The 17,488-nt window shown below is 74.8% G+C and carries 21 protein-coding genes; 20 read left to right on the top strand and 1 reads right to left on the bottom strand.

What is annotated here, in order from left to right:
• The first annotated feature begins 132 nt into the window (after nt 1-132).
• Nucleotides 133-1,428, top strand: coding sequence for a phytase (locus ACFYOJ_RS16680; protein WP_356557963.1), 1,296 nt, complete (start codon nt 133-135; stop codon nt 1,426-1,428).
• 133 nt (nt 1,429-1,561) lie between these two features.
• Here the strand turns inward: ACFYOJ_RS16680 and ACFYOJ_RS16675 are convergent, their stop codons facing one another.
• Nucleotides 1,562-2,575, bottom strand: a complete 1,014-nt coding sequence (locus ACFYOJ_RS16675; RefSeq protein WP_356557964.1) for a zinc-binding dehydrogenase — start codon at nt 2,573-2,575, stop codon at nt 1,562-1,564.
• Nucleotides 2,576-2,784: 209 nt separating this feature from the next.
• On the opposite strand from ACFYOJ_RS16675, the gene ACFYOJ_RS16670 reads away from it, so the two are divergent.
• From ACFYOJ_RS16670 to ACFYOJ_RS16580, 19 genes are all read left to right on the top strand, one after another.
• Nucleotides 2,785-3,324, top strand: a complete 540-nt coding sequence (locus tag ACFYOJ_RS16670; RefSeq protein ID WP_356558005.1) for a TetR/AcrR family transcriptional regulator — start codon at nt 2,785-2,787, stop codon at nt 3,322-3,324.
• Nucleotides 3,325-3,429: 105 nt separating this feature from the next.
• Entirely contained in the window at nt 3,430-3,882 is a 453-nt protein-coding gene (locus ACFYOJ_RS16665) for a hypothetical protein (RefSeq protein WP_356557965.1), read from the top strand.
• 68 nt (nt 3,883-3,950) lie between these two features.
• On the top strand, nt 3,951-4,643 hold the full coding sequence (locus ACFYOJ_RS16660; protein ID WP_356557966.1) for a methyltransferase domain-containing protein: 693 nt from the start codon (nt 3,951-3,953) through the stop codon (nt 4,641-4,643).
• A gap of 86 nt (nt 4,644-4,729) precedes the next feature.
• Entirely contained in the window at nt 4,730-5,047 is a 318-nt protein-coding gene (locus ACFYOJ_RS16655) for a gas vesicle protein (protein WP_356557967.1), read from the top strand.
• A gap of 36 nt (nt 5,048-5,083) precedes the next feature.
• Nucleotides 5,084-5,617 carry a gas vesicle structural protein GvpA gene (locus tag ACFYOJ_RS16650; protein ID WP_356557968.1) on the top strand — a complete coding sequence of 178 codons (534 nt, stop codon included), beginning with the start codon at nt 5,084-5,086 and terminating at the stop codon, nt 5,615-5,617.
• The gene (locus tag ACFYOJ_RS16645; RefSeq protein ID WP_356557969.1) at nt 5,614-6,402 is read left to right on the top strand and encodes a GvpL/GvpF family gas vesicle protein; all 789 of its coding nucleotides are present in this window, start codon (nt 5,614-5,616) and stop codon (nt 6,400-6,402) included. The genes ACFYOJ_RS16650 and ACFYOJ_RS16645 overlap by 4 nt, the downstream gene beginning before the upstream one ends.
• Nucleotides 6,403-6,408: 6 nt before the next feature.
• Nucleotides 6,409-6,687, top strand: coding sequence for a gas vesicle protein GvpG (locus tag ACFYOJ_RS16640; protein ID WP_356557970.1), 279 nt, complete (start codon nt 6,409-6,411; stop codon nt 6,685-6,687).
• Nucleotides 6,684-7,259, top strand: coding sequence for a hypothetical protein (locus ACFYOJ_RS16635; protein WP_356557971.1), 576 nt, complete (start codon nt 6,684-6,686; stop codon nt 7,257-7,259). Before ACFYOJ_RS16640 ends, ACFYOJ_RS16635 begins: the two co-directional genes overlap by 4 nt.
• The gene (locus ACFYOJ_RS16630) at nt 7,256-8,143 is read left to right on the top strand and encodes an SRPBCC family protein (RefSeq protein ID WP_356557972.1); all 888 of its coding nucleotides are present in this window, start codon (nt 7,256-7,258) and stop codon (nt 8,141-8,143) included. The genes ACFYOJ_RS16635 and ACFYOJ_RS16630 overlap by 4 nt, the downstream gene beginning before the upstream one ends.
• 18 nt (nt 8,144-8,161) lie before the next feature.
• Nucleotides 8,162-8,506 carry a gas vesicle protein gene (locus ACFYOJ_RS16625; RefSeq protein ID WP_356557973.1) on the top strand — a complete coding sequence of 115 codons (345 nt, stop codon included), beginning with the start codon at nt 8,162-8,164 and terminating at the stop codon, nt 8,504-8,506.
• Nucleotides 8,503-9,381, top strand: coding sequence for a GvpL/GvpF family gas vesicle protein (locus ACFYOJ_RS16620; protein ID WP_356557974.1), 879 nt, complete (start codon nt 8,503-8,505; stop codon nt 9,379-9,381). The genes ACFYOJ_RS16625 and ACFYOJ_RS16620 overlap by 4 nt, the downstream gene beginning before the upstream one ends.
• Nucleotides 9,378-9,626 carry a gas vesicle protein gene (locus ACFYOJ_RS16615; RefSeq protein WP_356557975.1) on the top strand — a complete coding sequence of 83 codons (249 nt, stop codon included), beginning with the start codon at nt 9,378-9,380 and terminating at the stop codon, nt 9,624-9,626. The genes ACFYOJ_RS16620 and ACFYOJ_RS16615 overlap by 4 nt, the downstream gene beginning before the upstream one ends.
• Nucleotides 9,623-9,916: a gas vesicle protein K gene (locus ACFYOJ_RS16610; protein WP_356557976.1), complete on the top strand. Its 294-nt coding sequence runs from the start codon at nt 9,623-9,625 to the stop codon at nt 9,914-9,916. Before ACFYOJ_RS16615 ends, ACFYOJ_RS16610 begins: the two co-directional genes overlap by 4 nt.
• A 94-nt stretch (nt 9,917-10,010) precedes the next feature.
• Complete coding sequence (locus ACFYOJ_RS16605) at nt 10,011-11,114, top strand: substrate-binding domain-containing protein (protein ID WP_356557977.1); 1,104 nt, start codon at nt 10,011-10,013, stop codon at nt 11,112-11,114.
• 126 nt (nt 11,115-11,240) lie between these two features.
• Nucleotides 11,241-12,572, top strand: coding sequence for a sugar ABC transporter substrate-binding protein (locus ACFYOJ_RS16600; RefSeq protein ID WP_356557978.1), 1,332 nt, complete (start codon nt 11,241-11,243; stop codon nt 12,570-12,572).
• A gap of 25 nt (nt 12,573-12,597) precedes the next feature.
• Nucleotides 12,598-13,587, top strand: a complete 990-nt coding sequence (locus ACFYOJ_RS16595) for a sugar ABC transporter permease (RefSeq protein ID WP_356557979.1) — start codon at nt 12,598-12,600, stop codon at nt 13,585-13,587.
• Entirely contained in the window at nt 13,584-14,447 is an 864-nt protein-coding gene (locus ACFYOJ_RS16590) for a carbohydrate ABC transporter permease (protein ID WP_356557980.1), read from the top strand. The genes ACFYOJ_RS16595 and ACFYOJ_RS16590 overlap by 4 nt, the downstream gene beginning before the upstream one ends.
• A 59-nt stretch (nt 14,448-14,506) precedes the next feature.
• Nucleotides 14,507-15,487 (top strand): hydroxyacid dehydrogenase, encoded by a 981-nt coding sequence (locus tag ACFYOJ_RS16585; RefSeq protein ID WP_356557981.1) that lies wholly within the window; start codon nt 14,507-14,509, stop codon nt 15,485-15,487.
• Nucleotides 15,484-17,373, top strand: coding sequence for a DUF2264 domain-containing protein (locus ACFYOJ_RS16580; protein ID WP_356557982.1), 1,890 nt, complete (start codon nt 15,484-15,486; stop codon nt 17,371-17,373). The genes ACFYOJ_RS16585 and ACFYOJ_RS16580 overlap by 4 nt, the downstream gene beginning before the upstream one ends.
• Nucleotides 17,374-17,488 lie beyond the last annotated feature (115 nt).

Below are 17,488 nucleotides of genomic sequence, written 5' to 3'. Positions count from 1 at the left end.
AAACGGGCCGTTCCCCGGCCGTACGTCTGCCTGTCACGGGACGGACTCCGCGGCGACGGAAACCACGATCACGATCACCCGGTGTCCGTTGTTGTCATGTATTCGCCTTGATCCTTTTTAAGGAGTACCGGTATGACCAGGTTCCCCCTCGGCCGGCCGGCCGCCTGCGCCTTCGCCGCGGCCGTCGTCCTCCTGCCCGCGTCGCCGGCCTCGGCCGGCGACGGCGCGCTGCCGACCGTACGGCCCAAGGCCGAGACGGCGCCCCTGTACGACGACGAGGCCGGCGGGAACGCCGACGCCGACGACCCGGCCATCTGGCGCAACCCGGCCGACCCCGACCGCAGCCTCGTCGTCGCGACGGCCAAGGAGGGCGGGCTGCGCGTCTACGACCTCGACGCCCGCCTGGTGCAGTCGGTGGCCGCCCCCGCGGCCCCGGGCGCCGACGACGCGCCCGGCCGCTTCAACAACGTCGACCTGGTGCACGGGATGCGGCTGAGCACCGGCAAGGCGGACCTCGCGGTCACCTCCGACCGGGGCAGCGACCGCCTGCGCGTGTACCGCATCGACCCGAACAGGCCGGACCGTCCCCTGACGGACGTCACCGACCCGGCCGCCGCGCCGGTCTTCTCCTCCGGCCAGGAGGAGATCAACGACCAGCGCACCGCGTACGGGCTGGCCACCTGGACCGACCAGAAGACCGGCCGCTCCTACGCGCTGGTCAGCCAGCGCGAGCGCACCAGGATCGCCCTGCTGGAGCTGGTCCCGAACGCGTCCGGCGGCGTCGGCTACCGCGAGGTGCGCACGCTGGACCTGCCCGACTCCTTCCGGCTGCCGAACGGCAAGACCTGGAAGCCCTGCGGCGAGCCCGGCGAACTGCCCCAGGTGGAGGGCATGGTCGTCGACCCGGCCGACGGCACCCTGTACGCCGGGCAGGAGGACGTCGGCATCTGGCGCATGCGCGCCGACCTCACCGACACGCCCCGGCTGATCGACAAGGTGCGCGAGTACGGCGTCCCGGCGACCTACGACGAGCCCTCCGACGAGTGCGTCGCCGGCACCGACCCCGGCTACGGCGGCGACCTGCTCACCGCCGACGTGGAGGGGCTGACGCTCCTTCAGGAGTCCGACGGCGACGGGTACCTGCTGGCGTCCAGCCAGGGTGACGACACCTTCGTCGCCTACGACCGGGAGAAGGACGAGGACAACGAGCACGAGGGCGGCTTCCGCGTCGCCGCGGCCTCGTCCCGGCTGGACGGCTCCGAGGAGTGCGACGGGGCGGCGGTGCTGAACCAGCCGCTGGGCAGCCGCTACCCCGAGGGTCTGCTCGTCGTGCAGGACGGCCACGACGCCCCGGGCGACGGCGACCGGGACGCCACCAACTTCAAGTTCGTCGACCTGGGCGACGTCAAGGACGTGCTCGAGGACTGATCCCTCCGTCCGTCGTCCGGCACGGGACGCCCCCGGTTCCTCGCGGAGCCGGGGGCGTCTCCCGTCGGACCGCTCCGGGCGTGCCCGGCGGTCCCTCGCCTCACGGGCGCCTCACGGGCATCTCACGGGCGCCTCACGGGCGCAGGATCAGCCGGATCGGGTTGCCCTCCTTCTTCTCCAGCCGTGCGACCGCCTCGGCGGCCCCGGCCAGCGGCAGCTCCCCGCTGATGGAGCCGGAGAAGTCCAGGCGTCCGCCCTGGAGGAGCCGCAGCAGCTGGGGCAGGGCCACGGGCATGTCGGAGCCGTAGTGGCCGAGGATCCGCTGCTGGAGGTAGCTGAAGCGGGTGCCCTCCGTGACGCTGAGCGGCTTGTCGGTCAGGCCCACCAGGACCAGCCGTCCCTTGCGGCCGAGGACGGAGAGCGCCTGCTCGCGCACGGCCGGCACGCCCGCGAAGTCGAAGGCGGCGGCGAGTCCCACGCCCCCGGTCACCGCGGCGACGGCCTCGCGCAGGCCCGGGTCGGCGGAGTCCAGGGCGAGGTCGGCGCCGGCGGCCAGGGCCCGCTCGCGCGCCACCGGGTTGGGGTCGACGGCGACCACCGGGCAGGCACCCACGGCGCGCAGCAGCTGCACGGCGTGCACGCCGAGCCCGCCGACGCCCCAGACGCCGACCGCCTCGGCGGGGCGCACCTGTCCGGTCTCGGTGATCGCGCCCCACGGCGTGGACACCGCGTCGGGGATGATCGCGCCCTGGTCGAAGGGGACGGCGTCGGGCAGGGGGATGAGGGCGTCCGCGGCGGACAGGGCGTACTCGGCCCAGCCGCCGTCGTAGTCGACGCCCCGGGTGTAGGTGACGCCGTCGCGGACCTCACCGGCGTACAGCACGGCCCGCTGCCCGGGTGTCCAGGCGGTGACCCCCTCGCCGACCTCGGCGATCGTGCCGGAGACCTCGTGGCCGAGGGTGACGGTGTCGCCCTGCAGGAGCCTCGGGGTGAGCGTGCCGTCGATGAGGTGGACGTCGGACAGGCACACTCCGGCGGCCTCGACCCTGACCAGGACCTCGCCCGGTCCGGGCTGCGGCCGGGGCACCTCCTCCAGCCGCAGGGTGCGGCTCGGGACGTGCAGGCGGGCGGCGAGCATCTGCGCCATGACAGGACCTCCTCGGTGCGGTGGCGATCCCCGACGGGCCTCACCGGCCCATCGCAGGTCGACTTGCGTTAACCGTACACCCAACGCAAGACGTACTGCTTTAGGCTGGCCCGATGAGTCCGACGAGCCCCACGGGGCCGACAAGTCCGACGAGTCCGGCGACGCCTCCGCAGCCCGCCGCTCCGCCCCTGCGCCGCCGGGGCGAGCGGATGCGCCGGGCCGTGCTCGCCGCCGTGATGGAGCTGCTGACCGCCCAGGGCCTGGCGGGGACGACCGTCGGGGCGGTCGCCCGGGCGGCCGGGGTGCACGAGACGTCGGTCTACCGGCGGTGGGGCACCCGGGAGAACCTGATCCTCGACGCGCTGACCACCGAGCTGGACTCGGCGCTGCCGGTCCCGGACACCGGGCGGACACGCGACGACCTCCTCGTGTTCTTCTCCGCGCTGGCCCGGCTGCTGGACAGCGCCCAGGGCCGGGCGCTGCTGCGGCTGAGCGCCGAGCACGACGGCACGCCCGACGACCGCCGGCGGTCGTACTGGAGCGACCGGCTGGAGCGTGCCGTCGTCATGGTCCGGCGGGGCGTGGAGCGCGGCGAGATCGCCGCCGGCACCGATCCCGGGCTGCTGATCGAGGCCGTGAGCGGCCCGCTGTTCGTCCGGGCGCTGCTCAGCGCGGCACCGCTGGACGAGACGCTGGTGCGGGGGCTGGTGGAGCTGGCCCTGGAGGGCGCCAGGCCCCGGCCCGCGTGAGGGGGTGCGCGCCCGGCGGGCCTCTGTTAGGCGGCGGCGGGAGGGGAACCCGGGGCCCGTCGTGACCGTCGTGCGCCACCGCGCCCCTACCGAGGGAGTTCCGGGATGCAGTCACTGACGAAGGGCCTGATCGCCGGGGCGGCCGGGACCGTCGCCCTGAACCTCACCACCTACGGCGACATGCTGCTGCGTGGCCGGGGGTCCAGCGACATGCCGGCCGAGGTCGCGGACCGGGTCGCCGACCGGGTCGGGCTGGTGCTCGGCGACGAGGAGACCAAGCCCAACCGCGAGGCGGCCGTCGGTGCCCTGCTCGGCTACGCCACGGGCCTGGGGGTCGGCGCGGTGTACGGGCTGCTGCGGCACGGGCGCGGGCCGCTGCCGGACTGGGTGGCGGGGCCGCTGCTCGGCGCCGCGGCCATGGTGGGCAGCGACGTGCCGGCCGCCGCGCTCGGCGTGACCGACCCGAAGCAGTGGGACGGGACGTCCTGGGTGTCGGACATCGTCCCGCACGTCGTGTACGGATTCACCACGGCCTCGGTGTACCAGGCCCTGCACTGACGGCGACGGCGGGAGGCGCCGCTTCCGCCCAAAGGGCCTCTTGCCGGACGCCCGTCCGCGGTGGAACGATGCCCCGGCACCGGCCCGCCCGCGTGAGGAGCGTCGTGACCGAGGAACCGCAACGGCCGCCGGCCGCCGTCGTGTTCGACGCGCTGGGCGCCGACTACGAGAAGGCGTTCGCCGGTTCGCCGGCGCACCGCCGCTCACTGGCGTGGCTGCTCGGACGGCTCGCACCGGGCAGCCGGGTGCTGGACGTGGGCAGCGGCACGGGACGGCCCACGGCCGAGACCCTCGCGGCCGCCGGTCACCAGGTGGTGGGCGTCGACGTCTCCCCCGTCATGGTGGAGCTCGCGGCCCGGCAGGTGCCGGCCGCCTCCTTCCGGTGCGCCGACATCCGGGACGTACCGCTCCCGGAGGGTTCGTTCGACGCGGTGTGCGTGTACTTCGCGCTGCTCCAGATGGACCGGCGGGAGCAGGCGGATCTCGTCCGGCGCCTCGCGCGGGCGCTGGTCCCGGGGGGCCATCTGGTGCTGGCCACCGTGCCGCTGGACGTGGAGGGTGTCGACGCCGTCTTCATGGGACAGCCCGTGCGGGTGACCGGTTTCCCCGCACCGGGCCTGGTCGCCGTGGCCGAGGAGGCGGGTCTGGAGGTCGTGGAGCGGCGGGAGGCGCTGTTCTCCCCGGACCACCCGGACGCCGTGCCCGAGCCGCACCTCTTCCTGCACTGCCGGCGCCCGGCTCCCGCGTCCTCCGGCGGCTGAGAGCCGGCCGCGCGCATCCCCTCCGGAATGCCCGGATGGGGTAAGCAGACACGCGCGCCGGCGGGCCCGCGGCCACAGTGGGCTGCATGACAGAACCTGGCGAGCGACGGCGCGGCACGGCGTCCGCCCCCACGCGCGAGCGTGCCGTGCGGGGTGCCCGGGACGCCGCCCGGTGTGCGGCGGACGCCCTGTCCGAGCTGATACGGCACCGGCTGGAGGGTGTCTCCGCGGTGCGCCGGAGCGAGGACGACGGCTGGATCGTCGACGTCGACGTGCTGGAGCTGGCGCGCATCCCGGACACCACCAGTCTGCTCGCCACCTACGAGGTCGAGCTGGACGCCTCGGGCGACCTGCTGCAGTACCGCAGGATCGCCCGCTACCGGCGCGGTGCCCAGGACCAGTGACCGGGCCGCGAGGCCCGCCCCCGGAAGGACCACCGCATGATCACCTACGACGACGAGGTCGTCTGCGCGCCCCGTGCCGGAACGCTCTACGACGTCCTGGAACTCATCCTCGACCGCGGCATGGTGATCGACGTCTTCATACGCGTCTCCCTGGTCGGCATCGAGATCCTCAAGGTGGACGTCCGGATCGTGGTCGCGAGCGTCGACACGTACCTGCGGTTCGCGGAGGCCTGCAACCGCCTGGACCTGGAGCACGACGTGCGGTCCAAGACCGTCCCCGAGCTGTTCGGCGGGCCGGCCGCCAGGACCGTGGGCAAGGCGGCCGCCAGACGGACCGGCCGCTCCCTGACCGACAAGGTGCGGGACATCCTCACGCCCGAGGAGCCGGACGAGCCCCAGGGGGACGAGGCGGAGGAGGAGCCCCTCCCCCGCCGCCGGGCCGGCGCCCCCGCCCGCGAGCGTGAGGCGCGGACGCAGCGCCCCCGCAGCCGGCCCTCCGCCCGCCCCCGCGGCGAGGAGGACCGCCCGCGCAGCCGCCCCCGCCGGCGCACGGAGAGCGAGGAGGAATGACCGTGTCCACCGGCACCACCACTGCCGCCGATACCGCCGCTGCCGCCGCCCGGGAGACCGCGGGCGGCCTGTACGTCTACGGCATCGCCCCCGCCGGGGTCCGCGTCCCGCGCTCCCCCGGTGTCGGCGGGGCGCCGGTACGGCTGCTGACCGAGTCCGGCCTGAGTGCGGCGGTCTCGGCCGCACCGGAGCGGCTCCGCCCCCGGCGGCGCGACCTGGCGGCCCATCAGGCGGTGCTCGGCGAACTGGCCGCCCAGGGGCCCCTGCTGCCCATGCGGTTCGCGGTCGTCAGCCCCGGCGAGGACACCCTGACCGCTCAGCTCCGCTCCGACGCGGACCACCTGGCTGCCCAGCTCGACGGCGTCCGGGGGTGCGTCGAACTGAACGTGAAGGGCGTGGTCGTACCCGGATACTTCGCCGAACTGGTGCGACGGGACGAGAAGTTGCGCGCTCTTGCCCTGCGGACGCGGCGCCGGCCCGACTACGAGGCCAACGTGCGGCTCGGCGAGGCGCTCGCCCGGGCCGTGCGCCGCGAGGCGGGCCGTGCGGCACAGGAGGTCCTGGACCACCTGGCCCCGCTCGCCGTGCGCACCGCGCCGGGCCCGACCGACGACGAGCAGGTGCTGAGCACCTCGTTCCTGCTGCGGTCCGCCGACGAGCGGCGGTTCCGGCAGGCGGTGGACGCCCGTGCCCGGGCCGTGGGCGACCGGCTGGCGCTCAGCGTGACCGGGCCCCTGCCCTGCTACAGCTTCGTCGAGCCGCGGCCCGCACCGGCCGGGCGGTGACGGGCGGTGGGACTCGTGAGCGGTCTTCTGCTGCTGCCCCTGGCCCCCGTGCGGGGCACGGTGTGGGTCGCCGACCGCCTGCTCGAGGAGGCGCGGCGCCAGACCCACGACCCGCGCGCCGTCCAGGCCCGGCTGGCGGCGCTCAACCGGGCCCTGGACGAGGGGGCCATCGACGAGGCGGCCTTCGAACGGGAGGAGGAGCGCCTGCTCGCCCTCCTCGAACGCCCGGCCCGGGCCTCCGGCCGCACGACCACCACGGACCCAGCACGGAGAAGGCGCGCATGAACGACAACCGGGCCGCCCTGGCGGCGGCCGTCGCGGGCGGATACCTCCTCGGCCGTACGCGGAAGGCCAAACTGGCCCTCGCGGTCGGCTCCTACCTGGCGGGCCGGCGCCTCGGCCTCTCCCCCGGCCGGGTGCTGTCCCAGGGGCTGGGGCAGCTCCCGCTCACACCGCAGTTCCAGGAGCTGTCGGACCAGGTGCGCGGCGAGCTGCTGACCGCCGGGCGCGCGGCCGTCACCGCCGCGGCCGGCCGCAAGCTCACCGGCCTCGCGGACGCGCTGCGCGACCGCACCGACGCGCTCACCGGCGCGGGCCCGCGCGAGGACGGGGCCGGTGACCCGGACGGGCCGTACGACGGCGCACCGGACGGCGTACCGTACGACGACGAGCCGGACGACGACGAGCCGGACGAGGAAGTGCCGGACGAGGACGAGTACTTCGACGAGGAGGAGAGCGAGGAGGACCGCGCGCCCGCCCCCGCACCGCCGCGGAGGGCGACGGGGAGAGCGACGGGGAAGGCACCCCGGCGCAAGGCCGCGCCGGCGAGGGCGTCGCGAAGGGGTGGCCGCGGATGACACCCACCGGGCAGGGCGACGGCGCGCCGTCCCCGCTGGGCGATCTGAAGGACGCTCTCGGCGGTTATCTCTCCGCCGCGGGGCACAGCCTCGCGGGCAGGGCCGGGGAACGGATCGGCGGTCTCACCGACCGGCTGACCGCGTCCGCCGAGGGAGACGGGGGCGGGGGCGGAGGTCCGGGCGGGCGCGGCAAGGGGCAGCGCGGGTCGCGGGCCGGCAGCGTCAAGGCGACGAACATCGTGGAGAGCATCGACATCGGTGTTCCCCTGCGCACCGTCTACGACCACTGGACCCGGTTCGAGGACTTCAGCTCCTTCACCAAGGGCGTCCGCAGTGTCAGCGCCGAGGACGAGGTCACCTCCGACTGGAACGTGAAGGTCGGCCCCTCCAGCCGCAGCTGGAAGGCGACGGTGCGGGAACAGGTCCCCGACGAACGGATCGTGTGGACCTCCGAGGGCGCCAAGGGCAGCACCCGCGGCGTGGTCAGCTTCCACGAGCTGGCGCCCCGGCTGACCCGGGTCGTGGTGGTCGTCGAGTACTACCCGGCGGGTTTCTTCGAGAAGACCGGCAACCTCTGGCGCGCCCAGGGGCGCCGGCTGCGTCTGGACCTCAAGCACTTCGCGCGGCACGTGACCCTGCTGGGCGACGAGGAGGTGGAGGGCCGGCGCGGCGAGATCCGCGACGGCGAGGTCGTCCTCGGCCACGAGGAGGCGCTGGAGGAGGAGAACGCCGACGGCGAGTACGAAGACGACGAGGACGAGGACGAGGACACGGACGGCGAGTACGAAGAGGGCGAAGAGGACGACGAGGCGGGCGAGTACGACGACGACGCATACGAGGACGCACCCGATGAGGACGACGAACACCCCCGCCCGCATCGCTGACGTGCCGGGAGGTGTGCGGTGACCGACCTGGACCACCGGTACCCGAGCCCCGAGACGCAGCCCTACGCCCCCGTCACCGGCAATCTCGCGGACCTGCTCGAACGGGTCCTGGACAAGGGCATCGTCATCGCCGGCGACATCAAGATCGACCTGCTCGACATCGAGCTGCTCACCATCCGGCTGCGGCTGTTCATCGCCTCGGTGGACACCGCGAAGAAGGCGGGCATCGACTGGTGGGAGACCGACCCGGCGCTGTCCTCCCGGGCCGCGCGGGACGCGCTCGCCGAGGAGAACGAGCGGCTGCGGGCCCGGCTGGACGCCCTGGAGGAGGCGGCCGGCGAGCCCGCGGAGGCCGCCCGGTGAGCGCGGTCACGACCGGCCGGGCCGGGGCCGGCCTCGTCTGCGCGTTCGCCGTCACCCGTACGCCCGCCGACGAGGCCGTGCTCGCCGCGACGACCGGGCACGAGGAGGGCGGCCCGCTGCGCGTGCTGCACGCGGCCGGCCTGTGTCTGCTGGTCCAGGACGTCCCCGCGGCGCTGTTCGACGAGGCGGCGCTGGCTGAGCGGCTCGACAGGCCCGACGAACTGGAGCGCTGCGCGCGGGCCCATCACCGGGGCGTCGTGGCCGCGGGCGACGGCCGGGGTCCCGTCGTTCCGCTGCCGATGGCGACGCTGTACCGCAGCGACCGGACGGCGCGGGAGGCCGTCGCCTCCCGGGCGGCGGTGCTGGACGCGCTGCTCGACCGGCTCCGGGACCGTACGGAATGGGCGGTGAAGGTGCACTGCGCCGAGCCCGGGCCGGCGCCCGGGACCGGGCCCGCCGCCGAGGCCCCGGCGGGCGGCGCCGGCGGCCGTGCCTATCTGAGCCGGGTCAGCGCGCGGCGGCGTGACCGGCAGGAGGCGCACGCACGGGCGCTGGCCGAGGCGGAGGCGGTCGACGCGGAACTGCGCAGGTACGCCGCAGCCGCGACGCGGCACCGCCCGCAGAGCGAACGGCTGACGGGGCGGCGGGAACCCCAACTGCTCAACCTGGCCTTTCTGGTGGACGACGCGCGGCGCGACGCGTTCACCGGCGCGCTGGCCCGGATCACCGCCGAGGGCGCGCTGCCGGCCGTGCGGGTCACCGCGTCGGGTCCCTGGGTCCCGTACTCCTTCGCCCGGTGGGACGAGGAACAGGCGCACGGGGACGGGGCCCGGGCCGGTACGGGCGTGCGCGCCGGGCAGGAGGCGGGCACATGACCGTCGCGGATCCCCGTACGCCGGGCCCGGCGCCCGTCCCCTGGGACGGCCCGGAGCCGTACGCGCCGGTCGGGGTGCCCCTGGTCGACCTCCTCGACCGGGTGCTGGCGACCGGGGTCGTCGTCAGCGGGGACCTGGTCCTGGCCGTCGCCGACGTGCCGCTGGTGCGGATCTCCCTGCACGCGCTGCTGTCCTCGGTGAACGAACGGGTGCCCGCGCCCTGGCCGGACAGCGGGCCGCTGTGAGCGCGGCCGGCGACCGGAGGGTCGACCTGGATCCCGAGCGGGTCACCGACGACCTGGCGGCCCTGGTGCTCACCGTGGTCGAGCTGCTGCGGCAGCTCATGGAGCGCCAGGCCGTGCGCCGTTTCGACGAGGGCACGCTCAGCGCCGAGCAGGAGGACCGGCTCGGCACGGCGCTCATGCTGCTCGACCGGCGCATGGACGAGCTGTGCGCGCGGCACGGGCTGAGCCGCGGCGACCTCAACCTCGATCTGGGCCCGCTCGGCCCGCTGCTCGCGGACCCCGATCCGTGACCCCGGCACTCCACGAGGCACCTGCACCCGCACCGGGCGATCGTTATGATGACGCGAAATCGCTCAAACGAACATTCTCGGGTGGGGAGTCTCGATGCGGGAGCCGGTCGATGTCAGGCGGCAGCGGATCCTGGCGGCGGTCCGGGCGCGCGGTACCGCGCGGGTGCGGGACCTCGCCGACGAGCTGCAGGTCTCGGTGGTCACGGTCCGCCGGGACGTGGAGGAGCTGACGCGGGAGGGCAGGCTGCGCCGCGGCCACGGCGTCGTCCGCTCGACGCTGCCCGCCCCCGAGGTGCCGGCCGGCACCCTCGCCGACGGCGACCGGGTGGCCGTGGTGGTGCCGGAGCGGCACTCGTACCTGACGGAGACGCTGCACGGTGCCCGCACGGTGCTGGAGGAGGCGGGTGTGCGCCTCGCGCTGCACATCGCGCCGCAGGCCGCCGGCGCCGAACGCCCGCTGGCCGAGCGGGCGCTGGAGGACGGTGCCCGGGGGCTGCTGCTCGCGCCGCGGTGGAGCAGCCTGGCCGCCGAGGAGGCCGACCACGGGTGGCTGGCCGCGCTGGAGGTGCCGACGGTGCTGATGGAACGGCGGCCGCGGCGCGGCAGTGCGCCGCACGTGCTGGACTCGGTCTGCTCGGACCACTGGTACGGCGCGCACCTGGCCGTGGAGCATCTGGTGGGGCTCGGTCACCGGCGCATCGTGTTCGCGACCCGGGACGACAGTCCGACGGCGCGCACGCTGCGGGCGGCGTTCGCCGGGATCGCGGCCGCGCATCCGCTGGTGGAGCGGTGGGCGTGGGCGCTGAGCACCCCGGAGTCGGGGCCGGAGGGGCCGTACACCGAGGACGAGACGGCCGAACTGCCGGTGCTGCTGCGCAGGACGGGCGCGACCGCGGCCGTGCTCCACGGCGACGTGGACGCGCTGATGATCGTGCAGCGGCTGGCGGACGAGGGGGTGCGGGTGCCGGAGGACTGCTCGGTCGTGGCGTACGACGACGTGGTCGCGGGTCTCGCCGCGCCTCCGCTGACGGCCGTGGCCCCGCCCCGGGCGGAGGTCGGGCGGGTGGCCGCCGAGCTGCTGCTCGAGCGTCTGCGGGAGCCCGGGGGCCGGGCCGCGCGCCGTGTCGAGCTGCTGCCCCGGCTGATGGTGCGCGGCTCGACCCGGCGGGTGGACGGGGAGGACGGCGAACAGGACTGAGCGTTTGAGCGTTTTATTTTCTTCTGATCGGTCTATTGACCGTTTCTGCCGGGCGGTTCAGGATTCCGGGTGTCCCGACCAGTCGTGTCCGCGGGGCGCGGGCACGCAGGAGCCGCGGGAGGCCCCATGCCCGGACGACCCAGCCGTCGCTCCGTGCTCGCCGCGATGGCCGCCGTACCCCTGACAGGAGCCGTGAGCGCCTGCAGCGGGGGGAACGGGGCCTCGCCGGCCCGCACGGGCACCACCACGCGCATCACCTTCTGGTCCGCCCTGCGCGGCAGCCAGGAGGTGGTCGACGCCTTCAACCGCACGCACCGCACCGTCCAGGTGGAGTTCCAGCAGATCCCCTCCGGCGGGCAGGGCGGCTACGCCAAGCTGAGCAACGCCGCCCGGGCCGGCAACGCGCCCGACGTCGCCACCCTCGAGTATCCGCAGGTCCCGGGGTACGCCATCGACGGCGTGGCCCGGGACATCACCGATCTGGTGAGCGACGGCCTGCGCCGCAGGCTGCTGCCGCAGGCCCTCGCTCTGACCACCTTCGAGGGCCGGGTGTTCAGCGTGCCGCTGGACGTCGAGCCCATGGTGATGCACTACCGGCAGGACCTGTTCGAGCAGTACGGCCTCCGGGTCGCGCGCACCTGGGACGAGTTCGCCGAGCAGGCCGCGGCCGTGCGCCGCAAGGCCCCGGACCGGCGGCTGGTGCTGTTCCCGACCGACGGCATGACCCAGTTCGCCGCGTACGCGTGGCAGGCGGGCGCCCGGTGGTTCGACACCTCCGAGGGCGCCTGGAACGTCTCCCTCGCCGACGCCCCGTCCCGGCGGGTCGCGGACTACTGGCAGCGGCTGATCGACCGGGACGACGTCTTCGTGAACGCCGTCGAGAGCAGACAGGCCGACGCGCAGATCGGCAACGGCCTGGTGCTCACCCGGCTCACCGGTGCCTGGGACGCCGGCGCGCAGATGAACGCGCGGCCGGGCCAGAAGGGTCAGTGGCGGATCGCGCCGCTGCCGCAGTGGGACCCCGGCAGCCCCTCCGTCGGCACGCACGGCGGCTCGACCTTCGCGATCACCGAGGACAGCCGCCACCCCGAGGCGGCCATGGAGTTCATCGAGTGGCAGGTCTCCCATCCCGACGCCCTGCGCGCCCGCCTGTCCAGCGGCACCAGCAGCCAGTACCCGGCCGCGCCCGGCCTGGTCGCCGTGGGCCGCGAGGCGTTCGACCGGTCGTACTACGGCGGGCAGGACATCTACGGCCTGTTCGCGCAGGAGGCCGAGCGGATCGGCGAGAACTGGCTGTGGGGTCCGCGGATGAGCGCCACCCAGAAGGTCATGCAGGACTCCTTCGCCCGCGTCGGCGCCGGCCAGGGCTCCCTGGTCGAGTCCCTGCGCGCGGCGCAGGAGGGCACCATGCCCGATCTCAGGGCCCTCGGCCTGTCCACCACCCAGCACAGCACCTGAGCCGACGAAAGGCAGGTGACACCCCATGACCGCGACCACCACGCCACGGGTGCCGGCCGGCACCGCGCACGCCGCCGCGCCGACGGCCTCCCCCGCCGCTCTGCGGGCCCGCAGAGCGGCGAAGCGCCGGCAACTGGCCGCCTGCGGCGTCCTGATGACGCCGTTCTTCGCCCTGCTGATCACCGTCTTCCTGATCCCCGTCGGCACGGCCCTCTACCTCAGCTTCTTCAGCGACGACCAGCCCGGCCTCGGTTTCGGCCCCGAGCGCACCGTCTTCGTCGGGCTGCGCTCCTACGCGGCCGTGCTCACCGACCCGACCTTCCTCGGCGGCCTCGCCACCGTCGCGCTGTACTGCCTGATCTACATCCCGCTCATGGTCGCCGGCGCGCTCGCCCTCGCCCTGCTGCTGGACTCGGGCGTGGTGCGGCTGCGCGCCTTCGCCCAGATGGGCCTGTTCCTGCCGCACGCCGTGCCCGGCATCATCGCCGCCCTGATCTGGCTGTACCTGTACACGCCGGGCATCAGCCCGGTGATCGAACTGTTCGCCCGCGCCGACGTCACCATCGACTTCCTCGGCGTCCACACGGTGATCCCGTCCATCGTGAACATCGCCCTGTGGAGCAACCTCGGCTACAACATGGTGGTCTTCTACGCCGCCCTGCAGGCCGTGCCGCGCGAGGTGATCGAGGCGTCGGTCGTCGACGGCGCCGGACCGGTGCGCACCGCGCTCCAGGTCAAGACGCCGCTGGTGCGCGCCTCCATCGTCATGGTCGCCATCTTCACCCTGATCTGGGCGCTGCAGCTGTTCACCGAGCCGATGCTGCTCAGCCAGTCCTCCCCGATGATCAGCTCCCGGTTCTCGCCGAGCATGTACATCTACGACGCGGCCTTCACCCGCAACAACTACGGCCTCGCGGCGGCGGCCTCGGTCGTCCTGCTCGTCTGCACCATCGCCCTGTCCTACGGCGTCACCCGCTTCACCAGCCGCGCCGACGCCGCCGAGGAGGCCCGATGAGCGCCACCGACAGCTCCCCGCTCCGCCCGAGGCTGCTGGGCCGGGCCACGGTCAACGTGGTCGTCGCCGTCTCCGTCCTCTACACGCTGCTGCCCGTGGCCTGGCTGGTGCTGGCCTCCACCAAGAACCGGGACGCGCTGTTCCGCAGCGACCTGCTCTCCCTGGGCGACTTCTCCTTCGGGCGGAACCTCCGGGACCTGTTCACCATGGACGGCGGGCTGTACGGCCGCTGGTACGCCAACAGCCTGCTGTACGCGGTGCTCGGCGCGGCCCTCGGCGCGCTGCTGAGCGTGGCCTGCGGCTACGCCTTCGACAAGTACCGCTTCCGGCACAAGGAGAAGCTGTTCGGCCTGGTGCTGGCGGCGGTCATGGTGCCGCAGACGGTCCTCGCGCTGCCGCTGTACCTGATGGCGTCCGAGGCCGGCCTGGTCAACACCTTCTGGGCGGTGTTCGTCCCGGTGCTGTTCAACCCGTTCGGCGTCTATCTCGGCCGCATCTTCAGCCGGGGCTACGTGCCCGACGAGGTGCTGGAGGCGGCCCGGGTGGACGGGGCGGGCGAACTGACCACGTACGTGCGCGTGTCGCTCAGGATGCTCGGGCCCGGACTGGTCACCGTCTTCCTCTTCCAGCTCACCGCGATCTGGAACAACTTCTTCCTGCCCATGGTGATGCTGTCCGACCAGGACCTTTATCCCGTCAGCCTCGGCCTCTACCAGTGGAACAGCGCGGCGTCCGTCTCGCCCGAGTACTACCCGGTGGTGATCATGGGGTCGCTGCTCGCCGTACTGCCGCTCGTCCTCGCCTTCGTGCTGCTCCAGCGTTTCTGGCGCAGCGGCCTGACCGCCGGAGCCGTCAAGTGACCCGCCCGCACACCCCCCGCACCCCCGGTCCCGGGTTCCGGCCCCGTGCCGTCGTGGCCATGTCCCGGGACGCCGCCGCGGCCGTCCTCGACCCCCACTCGCTCGGCGCCTTCCGCGAGGTCTGCGACCTGGCCCCGCCGCCCGCGCTGGACGACCTGTCCACACCGCGCGCCCGGTCGCTGCTGGCCGACGCCGACCTGCTGATCACCGGCTGGGGCTGCCCGCCGCTGGACGCCGGGGTGCTGCGGGCGGCGCCGCGGCTGCGGGCCGTGGTGCACACCGCGGGCACCGTCCGCGGGCATGTCACCGACGCCTGCTGGGAGCGCGGCATCGAGGTGTCCTCGGCCGCCGCCGCCAACGCCCTGCCCGTGGCCGAGTACACCCTCGGCATGATCCTGCTCACCGGCAAACGGGTCCTGGAACGGGCCCGCGACTACCGGCTGTCCCGCGCCCGCGGCAACTGGCTGCACACCCCCCGCTCCGTCGGCAACTACCGCCGCACGGTCGGCATCCTGTCGGCGTCGCTGATCGGCCGCCGGGTCGTCGAACTGCTGCGCCCGCACGACATCGAGGTCCTGCTGCACGACCCGTACGTCGGCGACGCGGACGCCGCGGAGCTCGGTGTCGAACGGGTGGGGCTGGCGGAGCTGTTCGCACGCGCGGACACCGTCAGCGTGCACACGCCGCTGCTGCCCGAGACCCGGGGCCTGGTCGGCCGTGCCCTCATCGACTCCATGCCGGCCGGGGGAGTGCTGATCAACACCGCGCGCGGCGCGGTCGTCGACCAGGACGCGCTCACCGACGCCGTCGTCGCGGGCCGGATCCGGGCCGTGCTGGACGTCACCGACCCGGAGGTGCTGCCGCCGGACCACCCGCTGTGGGAGTGCGAGAACGCGCTGATCACCCCGCACCTCGCCGGTTCCGAGGGCAACGAGTGGCGCCGTCTGGCCGACCTCGCCCTCGCCGAGACGGCCCGCTGGGCGTCCGGCGCCGGTTTCCTCCATCCCGTACGACGCGAAAGGCTGGCGTTCCTGGCATGAGCATCCCGTTCGAACTGCCCGGCGAGGACCGGGCGCTGAGCCCGTACACCGGGTACACCCGCGCCCACTGGGAGGCCGTCACGGACGGGCTGCTGCGGGCGGCGTGGCGCTGGAGCACCCCGGGCTGCGCGCTGCTCGACCTGCCGGGCCGGCCCTCCCGCTCGGGCGTGCGCTCGGACGGGCTGGAGGGCTTCGCGCGGACGTTCCTCGCCGCCGCCTTCCGGGTCGCGGGCGCGGGCGGCGACGATCCGCACGGCTGGCTGGAGCGCTACGCGCGCGGCCTCGCCGCGGGCACCCTGACGCCCGGCCGCGAGGACACCGAGTCCTGGCCGCTGATCCTCGACCACGACGTGCAGGGCCAGCCGATGGTCGAGTCGGCGTCGGTCGCGCTCGGGCTGAGGCTGACCGCGCCCTGGCTGTGGAAGAACCTCGGCGCCGGCGTGCAGGACCGGGTGGAGGAGTGGCTGCGCGGGGCGCTGCGGCACGTCCCGGCGCCGAACAACTGGTACCTGTTCCCGTACACGGTCGCCGGGTTCCTGGAGTCCGTCGGCCGCGGCGACGCGGAGACGGCGGCGGCCCGGCGGCGGGCGCTGGAGCTGCTGGAGGGCTGGTACCGGGGCGAGGGCTGGTACGCCGACGGCGACGGCCGCGCCTTCGACCACTACAACGGCTGGGCGCTGCACCTGTACCCGGTGCTCGACGCCCACCTCGGCGGCGACGGCGGCCTCGCCGCGCGGTACGGCGAGCGGCTGCGCGCGCACCTGGAGGGTTTCGGTCTGATGTTCGGCGCGGACGGGGCGCCGCTGCACTTCGGCAGGTCGCTGACGTACCGCTTCGCCGCCTCCTCCGCCGTGGGCCTCGGCGCGCTGACCGGGCACACGCCGCTGTCGCCGGGCGCCTCGCGGCGGCTGGCCAGCGGCAGCCTGCGGTACTTCCTGGAGCGCGGGGCGCTGACCGGCGACGGACTGCTGAGCCCGGGCTGGCACGGGCCGCACGAGGCGACGCTGCAGCACTACTCGGGTCCCGCCTCCCCGTACTGGGCGTCCAAGGCGTTCGTGGCGCTCCTCGCGCCCGCCGGACATCCGCTGTGGACGGCCGGCGAGGAGGCCGCGCCGGTGGAGGAGGCCGACCGGGTGCTGGCCCTGTCCGCGCCCGGGCTGCTGCTGCAGTCGACGCGCGGCGACGGGATCGTACGGCTGCACAATCACGGCAGCGACCATGTGCGGCCGCACGAGGGCGAGTCGGCCGCCGAGGACGACCCGCACTACGGCCGCCAGGCGTACTCGACGCGGACCGGCCCGACGGCGCTCGGCAACGTCGCGGACAACCACCTGTCGGTGGAGGTGAACGGCCGCCGCAGCGTGCGCCGCCGCATCCACCCGCTCGGCGCGGGGCACGGCGACGGCTGGGGCTGGGCGGCGTCCTGGCACCGGCCCGTCTTCGCCGGCGGCCCCCCGATGGTGCCGGGGCTGCGGGTGGAGAGCGTGACCGTGGCGCGGGGGCCGTACGAGCTGCGGGTGCACCGGGTGGCGGGCGCCCCGGCGGGGACGCGGCTGACGCACACGGGGTGGGCCGTCGGCCCCGAGGAGCCGCTGGTCTCGGCGCTGCACGGCCTGCACGGCTGGGACGCCGGGCCGGAGACGGTCCGCGCCCCGCAGGGCACCGCCTGCACGCCGTGGGCCGAGGTGCCCCGGCTGTCCGGTGCGGCGGGCGGCACCTCGCTGCACGTCTGCCTGGCCGCGCTCACCGGCGCGCCGGGCCCCGGGCCGCTGGCGGAGGCGGTCACCGAGGTCGTGGCCGAGGGGGACGCCGTCGAGGTGGTATGGGCGGACGGGGGTGCGCGCACCCGGGTCGCGTTCGGTCCGGTGCGGGTCACGCACGCGTGAGGCGGGAGCGACCGGGGCCCCCGGCCGGCGTCGTCCGGCCTGGGGTCTCGCTCGTGCGCGTGTCTCCGGTGGCGCGGGACATCGGGGGCGGTGAGGCTGGTACGGCCACCGGCGA

It is taken from the genome of Streptomyces sp. NPDC006384 (assembly GCF_042870695.1).
Taxonomy (GTDB): Bacteria; Actinomycetota; Actinomycetes; order Streptomycetales; family Streptomycetaceae; genus Streptomyces.
The sequence above is the reverse complement of the archived record's forward strand: the minus strand, read 5'-3'. Positions and strand labels throughout refer to the sequence as shown.

Bases quoted from the DNA above. Each gene is read 5' to 3' on its own strand.
- ACFYOJ_RS16680 (WP_356557963.1), top strand. From the start codon at position 133: ATGACCAGGTTCCCCCTCGGCCGGCCGGCCGCCTGCGCCTTCGCCGCG.
- ACFYOJ_RS16675 (WP_356557964.1), bottom strand. From the start codon at position 2,575: ATGGCGCAGATGCTCGCCGCCCGCCTGCACGTCCCGAGCCGCACCCTG.
- ACFYOJ_RS16670 (WP_356558005.1), top strand. From the start codon at position 2,785: ATGCGCCGGGCCGTGCTCGCCGCCGTGATGGAGCTGCTGACCGCCCAG.
- ACFYOJ_RS16665 (WP_356557965.1), top strand. From the start codon at position 3,430: ATGCAGTCACTGACGAAGGGCCTGATCGCCGGGGCGGCCGGGACCGTC.
- ACFYOJ_RS16660 (WP_356557966.1), top strand. From the start codon at position 3,951: ATGCCCCGGCACCGGCCCGCCCGCGTGAGGAGCGTCGTGACCGAGGAA.
- ACFYOJ_RS16655 (WP_356557967.1), top strand. From the start codon at position 4,730: ATGACAGAACCTGGCGAGCGACGGCGCGGCACGGCGTCCGCCCCCACG.
- ACFYOJ_RS16650 (WP_356557968.1), top strand. From the start codon at position 5,084: ATGATCACCTACGACGACGAGGTCGTCTGCGCGCCCCGTGCCGGAACG.
- ACFYOJ_RS16645 (WP_356557969.1), top strand. From the start codon at position 5,614: ATGACCGTGTCCACCGGCACCACCACTGCCGCCGATACCGCCGCTGCC.
- ACFYOJ_RS16635 (WP_356557971.1), top strand. From the start codon at position 6,684: ATGAACGACAACCGGGCCGCCCTGGCGGCGGCCGTCGCGGGCGGATAC.
- ACFYOJ_RS16630 (WP_356557972.1), top strand. From the start codon at position 7,256: ATGACACCCACCGGGCAGGGCGACGGCGCGCCGTCCCCGCTGGGCGAT.
- ACFYOJ_RS16615 (WP_356557975.1), top strand. From the start codon at position 9,378: ATGACCGTCGCGGATCCCCGTACGCCGGGCCCGGCGCCCGTCCCCTGG.
- ACFYOJ_RS16605 (WP_356557977.1), top strand. From the start codon at position 10,011: ATGCGGGAGCCGGTCGATGTCAGGCGGCAGCGGATCCTGGCGGCGGTC.
- ACFYOJ_RS16600 (WP_356557978.1), top strand. From the start codon at position 11,241: ATGCCCGGACGACCCAGCCGTCGCTCCGTGCTCGCCGCGATGGCCGCC.
- ACFYOJ_RS16595 (WP_356557979.1), top strand. From the start codon at position 12,598: ATGACCGCGACCACCACGCCACGGGTGCCGGCCGGCACCGCGCACGCC.
- ACFYOJ_RS16590 (WP_356557980.1), top strand. From the start codon at position 13,584: ATGAGCGCCACCGACAGCTCCCCGCTCCGCCCGAGGCTGCTGGGCCGG.
- ACFYOJ_RS16585 (WP_356557981.1), top strand. From the start codon at position 14,507: ATGTCCCGGGACGCCGCCGCGGCCGTCCTCGACCCCCACTCGCTCGGC.
- ACFYOJ_RS16580 (WP_356557982.1), top strand. From the start codon at position 15,484: ATGAGCATCCCGTTCGAACTGCCCGGCGAGGACCGGGCGCTGAGCCCG.